Annotated in this window: 8 protein-coding genes; 5 read left to right on the top strand and 3 right to left on the bottom strand. The window is 72.0% G+C overall.

What is annotated here, in order from left to right:
• Positions 1-114: 114 nt before the first annotated feature.
• Positions 115-873: an alpha/beta hydrolase family protein gene (locus ACFWEJ_RS24350; RefSeq protein WP_377231764.1), complete on the top strand. Its 759-nt coding sequence runs from the start codon at positions 115-117 to the stop codon at positions 871-873.
• Between the two features lie 4 nt (positions 874-877).
• Here ACFWEJ_RS24350 and ACFWEJ_RS24345 read toward each other — a convergent pair whose 3' ends face one another.
• Together ACFWEJ_RS24345 and ACFWEJ_RS24340 are read right to left on the bottom strand one after the other, a co-directional pair.
• Entirely contained in the window at positions 878-2,110 is a 1,233-nt protein-coding gene (locus ACFWEJ_RS24345) for a type II toxin-antitoxin system HipA family toxin (protein ID WP_377231763.1), read from the bottom strand.
• Positions 2,103-2,342, bottom strand: a complete 240-nt coding sequence (locus ACFWEJ_RS24340) for a helix-turn-helix domain-containing protein (protein WP_377231762.1) — start codon at positions 2,340-2,342, stop codon at positions 2,103-2,105. Before ACFWEJ_RS24340 ends, ACFWEJ_RS24345 begins: the two co-directional genes overlap by 8 nt.
• A 218-nt stretch (positions 2,343-2,560) precedes the next feature.
• Here ACFWEJ_RS24340 and purS point away from each other — a divergent pair, with 218 nt between their 5' ends.
• The 3 genes from purS to ACFWEJ_RS24325 are packed head-to-tail and all read left to right on the top strand — an operon-like array spanning position 2,561 to position 4,770.
• A complete protein-coding gene (gene purS, locus ACFWEJ_RS24335) occupies positions 2,561-2,848 on the top strand; it encodes a phosphoribosylformylglycinamidine synthase subunit PurS (RefSeq protein WP_377231761.1) in 288 nt (95 codons plus the stop codon).
• Positions 2,848-3,594, top strand: coding sequence for a phosphoribosylformylglycinamidine synthase subunit PurQ (gene purQ / locus ACFWEJ_RS24330; protein ID WP_377231760.1), 747 nt, complete (start codon positions 2,848-2,850; stop codon positions 3,592-3,594). The genes purS and purQ overlap by 1 nt, the downstream gene beginning before the upstream one ends.
• Positions 3,595-3,621: 27 nt before the next feature.
• Positions 3,622-4,770 carry a GNAT family N-acetyltransferase gene (locus ACFWEJ_RS24325; protein ID WP_377231759.1) on the top strand — a complete coding sequence of 383 codons (1,149 nt, stop codon included), beginning with the start codon at positions 3,622-3,624 and terminating at the stop codon, positions 4,768-4,770.
• A 116-nt stretch (positions 4,771-4,886) separates the two neighbouring features.
• Here the strand turns inward: ACFWEJ_RS24325 and ACFWEJ_RS24320 are convergent, their stop codons facing one another.
• On the bottom strand, positions 4,887-5,690 hold the full coding sequence (locus ACFWEJ_RS24320; protein ID WP_377231758.1) for an MBL fold metallo-hydrolase: 804 nt from the start codon (positions 5,688-5,690) through the stop codon (positions 4,887-4,889).
• Positions 5,691-5,787: 97 nt separating this feature from the next.
• On the opposite strand from ACFWEJ_RS24320, the gene ACFWEJ_RS24315 reads away from it, so the two are divergent.
• Positions 5,788-8,265: a glycoside hydrolase family 3 protein gene (locus ACFWEJ_RS24315; protein WP_377231757.1), complete on the top strand. Its 2,478-nt coding sequence runs from the start codon at positions 5,788-5,790 to the stop codon at positions 8,263-8,265.
• Positions 8,266-8,389: the final 124 nt, after the last annotated feature.

The raw sequence follows: 8,389 nt of genomic DNA, 5'->3' as shown, positions 1-8,389 counted from the left end.
CACGCGGTGCGCCGAGTCAGGGGGTTGGTCCGCCCGTCTCGCTGCGCGTCGGCGTCATCTCCGCGAAACTCGGGTGGCGTTAACATCGCCGCTTCGTCGAGAAGGGGAGTGGTCGTGGCTGAGCGCGTCACGTTCGAGAGCACCACGGGGCCGCGCCTCGCGGGCATCATCGACCGGCCGGACGGCGAGGTGCGGGGCTGGGGAGTGTTCTCCCACGGGTTCACGCTGGGCAAGGACTCGCCGGCCGCCGCGCGGATCTGCAAGCAGCTCGCGATCGAGGGCATCGGGATGCTGCGCTTCGACAACCTGGGCCTGGGCGACTCCGAGGGCGACTGGGGCGACGGCTCGTTCACGCACAAGGTGGCCGACACCGTGCGGGCCGCCGAGTTCATGGCCGACCACGACATGCCGGTGCACCTCCTGGTGGGGCACTCCTTCGGCGGCGCCGCGGTGATCGCGGCCGCCGCCGACGTCCCGGGCGTGCAGGCGGTGGCGACGATCGGCGCCCCCGTGCAGCCGCGGCACGCGGAGCACAACTACGACGCCGTCCTGGGCCGGGTGTTCGACGAGGGCCACGCCCAGTGGATGGTGGGCGGCCGTGCGCTCACGCTGAAGCGGCACTTCGTCGAAGACGTCCGGCGGGCCGAGCTGCGCTCGAAGATCCGCGAGCTGGGCTCGCCGCTGCTGGTGATGCACTCGCCGACGGACAGCACCGTGGACATCTCGAACGCGGGGGAGATCTTCCGGGAGGCCCGGCACCCTCGGTCGTTCGTGTCCCTGGAGGGCGCCGACCACCTGCTCACCGCGCCGGGCCAGGCCAAGCGCGCCGCCCGCATCATCAGCGCCTGGGCGGACCAGTACCTGACGGCGTGACGCGCTACCGACCGTCCGTGGGCAGTCCGGCCAGGAGGTTCGTCGTGAACCTGGTGACGTCGTCGGCGAGGTGGGGATGGGCACGTCGATCCGGCGCCTCGGCCTTCGCCGTCTCCAGTACCGTCGTCAGCGTCTGCTCGACCAGGGCATCGCTGTCCCGCAGGCCCCACGTCGTGAACTCTGCCGCGAGGTGCGCCCGGGTGACCGCGGCGTGGTGGTAGACGCGGTCGACGGCCAGTGCGAGCTCTCCGTCGTTGGGCAGGTGCGCCTGGGGGACGACGTCGTAGGCCGGTGCCAGCTCGACGGAACCGTCGGGTGCGTGCAGCAGTGACACGTTCTTGGCGTGCAGGTCGAGATTTCCGACTGCGGTGGCGAGCGTCGTCATCCTGGCAAGCCGGAGGACGGACTCGCGACCGCCCGTCAGGGTGAGCTCGCGTGCGACGCGGGCCAACGATGCCTTCCCGCCGATGCGCTGGTACTTCTGATCCCCGCGCAGGCCGAGCACCTGGTTGAAGTCCTCCTGGTGAACACGGCTCGGGGGCTCACCGCCGATGCGGTCGTATCTCTCGATGACCAGGGCCGGGACTCCGTCGAACTCCTCGATGCGCGTATCGAACTCCGCGAGGCCGAGTGCGCGTGCGAAACGGGAGCCGTACTCCTCGTCGTAGATGATCGTGGGATAGTCGCGCGACTCGGGCTTGAGGATGTGTGTCGACGGATAGCCGTCCAAGACGTGGGCCCAGCCCCGAGCGGAATGCGCGAGGACGACCTTGTCCTGCACTCCGGCGAGGGAGGTCTTGCCGCTCATCGGCTTGTTGGCCAGCGGGAACGTCGCCACGTTGCGCAACAGATCGGCGACACCCGAGGGGGCCAACGGCTCAGTTGCTGGGATCTTCGGCTCCCCCGGCGCTTCTGGATCCCAGATCTGGAGCGCGCCCGCGATGTCGCGGCCGTACTGGCGGAGCATGCCGACCACGTCGTGCTCCGCGACGCCCGCGTTCTGGGCGAGGCGGCTGAGCATGCGCCCCTCCGGCAACAGCTCGCGGAAGAAGTTCTGGCGTCGTTCCCGTCGGGCACGGGCGGGGACGACGGCTAGTGGCACGGCGAGGGACAGCACCGTGCTGTCCAGGCCGAACGTCTGGATGGCCGCGGGGCTGGCGACGAAGTCGAAGCTTGCGCCCGTCCCGACGAGCGTGCCGATCTCGGTGCCGTAGAGCTCGACGACGAGGTCACCCATCAGAATCCCTGGGATCGATCGTGGCGGTGAGCTCCGTACCTGTCTCTCGCATGAGAGCGAAGAGTCGGTCGACGAAGATCGACGGCTTGCCTGCCTCGATCTCCCAGATGTACCGCTGTGTGGTGCCGATGCGTGCCGCCAGGTCGCGCTGGCTCCATCCGTTGAGCAGGCGGGCCTGCTGCAGGATCCGCCCGAGCGACTCGGGGCTCGTGACCTTGCCGGTGTACGGCATCGCACCTCCAGATGGTGACTACCTATTGGTAGTCGAGGTTGACGACTACGAAATCGTAGTCGTGGGCGATGACTACCTTAAGCACGTCGGGCGAGCTGCACAACCGGTCGCGGACGCGCACACGGGCGGCGCGGCGCAGGTCACTGTCCACGGACGGCGAGGCACCCCGCGGCGCAAGTAGACTCGTCCCGGAATTCCCTCACCTTCAAGGAGCCTTCGTGGGACGCGTCGTCGTCGAGGTCATGCCCAAGCCCGAGATCCTGGACCCCCAGGGCAAGGCTGTCGTCGGAGCGCTGCCGCGCCTCGGCTTCACCCAGTTCTCCGGTGTGCGTCAGGGCAAGCGGTTCGAGCTCGAGGTGGAGGGTGAGGTCACGCCTGAGATCCTCGCCGCCGCCCGGGAGGCCGCGGCCACCCTGCTGTCCAACCCGGTGATCGAGGACGTGGTCTCGGTCTCCGACGCCGCCGCGGTCCCGGGTGAGGCGACCGGCACCCCGGTGAGCGCCTGATGTCGGCCACCGAGCCGACGGCGGCCGTCGCCGCCCCCGGGATCGCCGGCGCCCGGATCGGCGTCATCACGTTCCCCGGGACGCTCGACGACCGCGACGCGGTGCGCGCCGTGCGCCTGGCCGGCGCCGAGGCGGTCTCGCTCTGGCACGCCGACGAGTCGCTCCAGGACGTCGACGCCGTGGTGCTGCCCGGCGGGTTCTCCTACGGTGACTACCTGCGCGCGGGCGCTATCAGCCGGTTCGCGCCGGCGATGTCCGCCGTGGTCGACGCCGCCAACGGCGGCATGCCGGTGCTCGGCATCTGCAACGGCTTCCAGGTCCTCACCGAGGCACACCTGCTGCCGGGCTCGATGGTCAAGAACGACCACCTGCACTTCGTGTGCCGGGAGCAGTCGCTGATCGTCGAGAACGCGCGCACGGCCTGGACCAACGAGTTCCGCCGCGGGCAGCAGATCACCATCCCGCTGAAGAACCAGGACGGCCAGTTCGTCGCCGACGAGCGCACCCTCGACGAGCTCGAGGGCGAGGGCCGCGTCGTCTTCCGGTACGACGGCTGGAACCCGAACGGGTCGCGCCGCGACATCGCGGGCATCACCAACGACCGTGGCAACGTGGTGGGTCTCATGCCGCACCCGGAGCACGCGGTCGAGGCAGGTTTCGGCCCGGCGTCGGCCGAGGGGCCGCGCGCCGGTGTGGACGGGCTGACGTTCTTCACGTCGGTGCTGTCCTCCCTGGTCCACGCGTGACCACCGGACAGGTCCGGGCAGGCGGCCATGGTCGCTGAGGTTCTCGCGGGTCTCACGATCGAGACGGTCGGCTGGGATCACGCGGACGCCGTCCGCCTGCGCGCCGAGCAGCAGCACGAGATCGACCTGCGGTACACGCAGCCCGGCCGGCCGGCGACGACGGACGCCGACGGCGCACCCGTGCCCGACGCGCGCGACCAGGTGGACCCGTCGAACGTGTTCGCGACCCTGCTGCTGCGGGTCGACGGCGAGCCGGCCGGCCATGCCGCGCTGCGCGACCTGTCGGGCCGTGACGACTACCAGGGCGGCCTGCACCCGGACGGCACCGCCGAGGTCAAGCGCGTGTACGTGGCGCCGGGCTTCCGCGGGCGCGGGCTCTCCCGCACGGTGATGAAGGCCGCGGAGGACGTCGCCCGCGACGCGGGCGTGCGGCACCTGGTCCTGGAGACCGGGCTCATGCAGCCCGAGTCGCTCGGGCTGTACCTGCGGCTGGGGTACGACCCCGTCGAGTCGTTCGGCGTGTTCTCGGACGAGCCTGGTTCGCGCTGCTTCGGCAAGTGGCTGGTCCCCGACGGCGCGGCACCGCTGGTCGGGCCCGTCGAGACCCCGCCGGCCCCGGCGTCCGCCCCGGTGCTCCGCGAGGTCCCCTGGGACGACCCCGACGCCGCCGCCCTGCGGCGCGCGATGTGGGTGTACCTTCAGCCGCTCTACCCGGAGCTGGCGCGGGTCGTCGAGGCGCGCGGCGGCCACGACGTCGTCGACGTCGAGCGGGGGCGCACCACGCTGGTGACAGTCCTGGCCGTGCTGGACGGCCGGCCCGTCGGCTGCGCCACCCTCGCGCCGTCGCCGGTGGGCCCGAAGCATCTCACGGCCGACCCGATGCGCGGTGTCGGCGGCATCGCCGCTGCCGCGGAGGCGGGTGAGTCCCGTGGGTTCGAGCTGCAGAGCGTGTTCGTGGACCCGTCGGTGCGCCGCGCGGGCGTCGCCTCGGCCCTGGTCGGGTACCTCGAGGAGGCGGCCCGACGGCGCGGAGGCCTGGCGTCCTACCTCAACACCGGTATCCGGCAGCCCACGGCGCTGCGCCTGTACGGGAAGCTCGGCTATCGGCCGGTGCTGCCTTACCCGCCCTACGGCTCGGACGATGCTCAGCTCCTCTTCCTGGGCAAGGCGCTCTGAGCGCACGTCCGGGATGGCGCCGGGAAGACGCTACGCAGCGGAGGACGTAACGCTGAGCTAGCACTGCTACCTCTGCGTTACGTCCTCCGCTCCGTGACGTCTTCCCCGGAGGCCGTTCAGCGCTCGGTCCCGCGCAGGTACTCGAGTTGCGCCCGCACCGACGACCGGGCGGCCGGCAGCACCGACGCCTCGACGTCGGCGTACACCGCGCCGGTCACGGCGTCCAGGAGCGGGTCCGGGAGCGGGGCGGCGGCGTCCGGCAGCGTCACCCCGAGGGCGGTGAGCGCGGAGCGCACCTGGTCCAGCCGCTCCGTGCGGTGCTCGCGGTACGCGTGCACCACCGCGCGCAGGTCCGGGATCACCGGTCCGTGCCCGGGCAGCCCCGGCACGAGGTCGGGCAGGTCCAGCGCGCTCAGCCGGTCCAGCGACGCCAGGTAGTCGCGCAGCGAACCGTCCGGCTCGGCGAGCACGGTGGTGCCGCGGCCCAGCACCGTGTCCCCGGTGAGCACCACGGTGGATGTGCCGTCCGACACGACGAGGCACACTGAGTCCGCCGTGTGGCCCGGCGTGGCCAGCACCTCGATACGCAGTCCCGCCACCTCCAGGACCTCGTCGTCGACCAGCGGGCCGGCGCCCGCGGAGAACTCCGCCGAGATCCCGCGCGACGGGGCGCCGGTGAGCTCCCGGAACCGGGCCAGCCCGCCGGTGTGGTCGGCGTGCCGGTGGGTGACGAGCACCAGGTCGACGGGGCCGGCGTCGGCCAGGGCGGCGAGGTGCGGCGCGAGGTCCGGGCCGGGGTCCACGACCACGCGGCCCGGCGCACCGGGGGCACCCAGCACGTACGACCGGGTGCCGTCGAGCGTCATCGGGCCGGGGTTGTCAGCCCGGAGCATCCTCGCAAAGGGGGTAATGAGGTCCACCGAATCACCCTATCCAGCAGTCAGCAGCGCTTGTGCCTCGCCGGAGGGCGGTGTGTGATCGGTAAATCACCTCCCAAAGAAGAGAGGAATACCTCAGATGTCCGCCATCTCAGGCGCGGCGCAGCACTGCCGCGTCCGCAGAACACCGGCACTCATCTCCGTGGCGGCTCTCGCCACCACGACACTGTTCGTACCCCCTCTGGCCACCCGCGCCGCCCCGGCCGCCGAGGCCGTCGTGAGCGCGGACTCCGTCACCTTCGTCGACGACGGCGCCACCGCGACGGTCACCGTCACGGTCGAGGCCGCCGACGGCGCCGCGCTCGCCGCCCCCGTCACCGTCGGCTGGCGCACCGGCTCCGGCACGGCCACCGCCGACGCCGACTACGCCGCCGGCTCCGGCACGCTCGAGTTCCCCGCCGGCGCACCGTCCGGCACCGAGCGGACCGTCCGGATCACGACCCGCGCCTCGGCCTCCGGCGAGACGGCGGAGACCGTGCCCGTGACCCTGGAGTCGCGGGACGCACAGGTCTCCCGCCAGCCCGCCGTCGTCGTGCGGGCGCACGGCCTGCCCTACCTGGACCCGCGCCTGTCCACCAAGAAGCGGGTCGCCGACCTCCTGAAGCGCATGACGCTCGCGGAGAAGGTCGGGCAGATGACGCAGGCGGAGCGCGGGAACGTCACCAGCGACCCGACGGTCATCGCGGAGCTCGGCCTCGGCTCGGTACTCAGCGGCGGCGGTTCGACGCCCGCCGAGAACACCCCCGAGGCCTGGGCGGACGCGATCGACGGCTTCCAGACGCAGGCCCTCGCGACGCGGCTGCAGATCCCGCTGATCTACGGCGTCGACTCCGTGCACGGGCACGGCAACCTGAACGGCGCGACGATCCTGCCGCACAACATCGGGCTCGGCGCCACGCGCGACCCGCTGCTGGTCGCACGGGCCGAGCGCATGGTCGCGTCCGAGACGCGGGCGACCGGCATCCCGTGGACGTTCGCGCCGTGCGTGTGCGTGGTGCGCGACGACCGCTGGGGCCGCACGTACGAGTCCTTCGGGGAGCATCCCGCGCTCGCGAGCGTGCTCGGCGCGGCCGCCGTGACCGGCTTCCAGGGCAGGGACCTCGACAGCAGCACGTCCGTGCTCGCGACCGCCAAGCACTTCGCGGGCGACGGCGACACGACGTTCGGCACCGGCGAGGGCGACTACACGATCGACCAGGGCATCACCGAGCAGAGCCGGCGGCACGTCGAGCAGGTGGACCTGCCGCCGTACGTGGCGGCGCTCAAGGCCGGTGTCGGGTCGGTCATGCCGAGCTTCTCCAGCATCGACTGGACCGACGACGGCCTCGGCAACCCCGTGAAGATGCACGCGAACCGCGAGCTGGTCACCGGGTGGCTCAAGCAGAAGCAGGGGTTCGACGGCTTCGTGATCAGCGACTGGCAGGGGATCCACCAGATCCCGCCGCTCGCGGACGACTCCCCGACCACCGACCAGATCGTCACCGGCGTGAACGCGGGCATCGACATGTTCATGGAGCCGTCGCAGTTCGAGCGGTTCCACACGCGGCTGCTCGCGGCGGTCCAGGACGGGCGCGTCAGCGAGCAGCGCGTCAACGACGCGGTGTCCCGGATCCTCGTCGCCAAGTTCGAGCTGGGGCTGTTCGAGGAGCCGTTCGCGGACCGGTCGAACGCCGACGGCATCGGTTCGGCGGAGCACCGGGCGATCGCCCGCAAGGCCGTCGCCGAGTCGCAGGTGCTGCTCAAGAACAGCCACCGCGCCCTGCCCCTGGACGACGACGAGAGCATCTACGTCGCGGGCCGCAACGCCGACGACCTGGGCAACCAGGCCGGCGGCTGGACCGGCACCTGGCAGGGGTTCTCGGGCGACGTCACCGCAGGCACGACGATCCTGGAGGGCATCCAGGCCGCGGCCGACGACGTCACGTTCAGCGAGGACGCCTCCGCGCCGACGGACGGCGCCGACGTCGGGATCGTCGTCGTCGGCGAGACGCCGTACGCCGAGGGGTTCGGCGACGTCGGCGGGCCCGAGTGGGCCTGGGACCCGGCCGACGGCGGGGTGCCCCGCGAGGAGAAGTCGATGTCGCTGCAGCCCGGCGACGCCGCGGTCGTGCAGAAGGTCTGCGCCGAGATCAGGACCTGCGTGGTCCTGGTGGTCTCGGGGCGGCCGCAGGTGCTCACCGATCAGCTCCGGTCGATCGACGCGCTGGTCGCGTCGTGGCTGCCGGGCACGGAGGGCGCCGGCGTCGCGGACGTGCTGTTCGGCGACCGGAAGTTCACGGGCAAGCTGCCGGTCTCGTGGCCGCGGTCGGCCGACGACCCGGTGGTGAACGTCGGGGACAGGCACTACGACCCGCTGTTCCCGTTCGGCTGGGGCCTGTCCACGGGCGGCCGCACGTCGCACCACGACGAGCAGCGGCTCGCGCTGCAGAACGAGGTGCTCGACCCCGCCACCGGCGTCCCGCCGGCGGCGGCCAAGGCGATCGCGACCTCGGACGTGGCGCTCCTGGAGGGCCACGAGACCCAGGCGACCCGGATCCTCAGCCGGGCCGGGAGCTGACGAGGCGTCGAGGTCCGGCGGGCGCGCCGACCCCCGGCACCCCACCGCCGACCCCCCCGAGGACCAGTATGTTATAAAAAAAAAAGAGCCCACCAGACCCGAAGAAATAGGGGTAGGCGGGGTG

This window comes from Promicromonospora sp. NPDC060204 (assembly GCF_042728455.1).
Classification (GTDB): Bacteria; Actinomycetota; Actinomycetes; order Actinomycetales; family Cellulomonadaceae; genus Promicromonospora.
Note: the sequence above shows the minus strand (reverse complement) of the source record. Positions and strands in the feature narration are given on the sequence as shown.

What these genes read in the sequence shown, in the direction of transcription:
- ACFWEJ_RS24345 (WP_377231763.1), bottom strand. Translation starts at nt 2,110, where the DNA reads ATGGGTGACCTCGTCGTCGAGCTCTACGGCACCGAGATCGGCACGCTC.
- ACFWEJ_RS24340 (WP_377231762.1), bottom strand. Translation starts at nt 2,342, where the DNA reads ATGCCGTACACCGGCAAGGTCACGAGCCCCGAGTCGCTCGGGCGGATC.
- ACFWEJ_RS24315 (WP_377231757.1), top strand. Translation starts at nt 5,788, where the DNA reads ATGTCCGCCATCTCAGGCGCGGCGCAGCACTGCCGCGTCCGCAGAACA.
- ACFWEJ_RS24325 (WP_377231759.1), top strand. Translation starts at nt 3,622, where the DNA reads ATGGTCGCTGAGGTTCTCGCGGGTCTCACGATCGAGACGGTCGGCTGG.
- purQ (WP_377231760.1), top strand. Translation starts at nt 2,848, where the DNA reads ATGTCGGCCACCGAGCCGACGGCGGCCGTCGCCGCCCCCGGGATCGCC.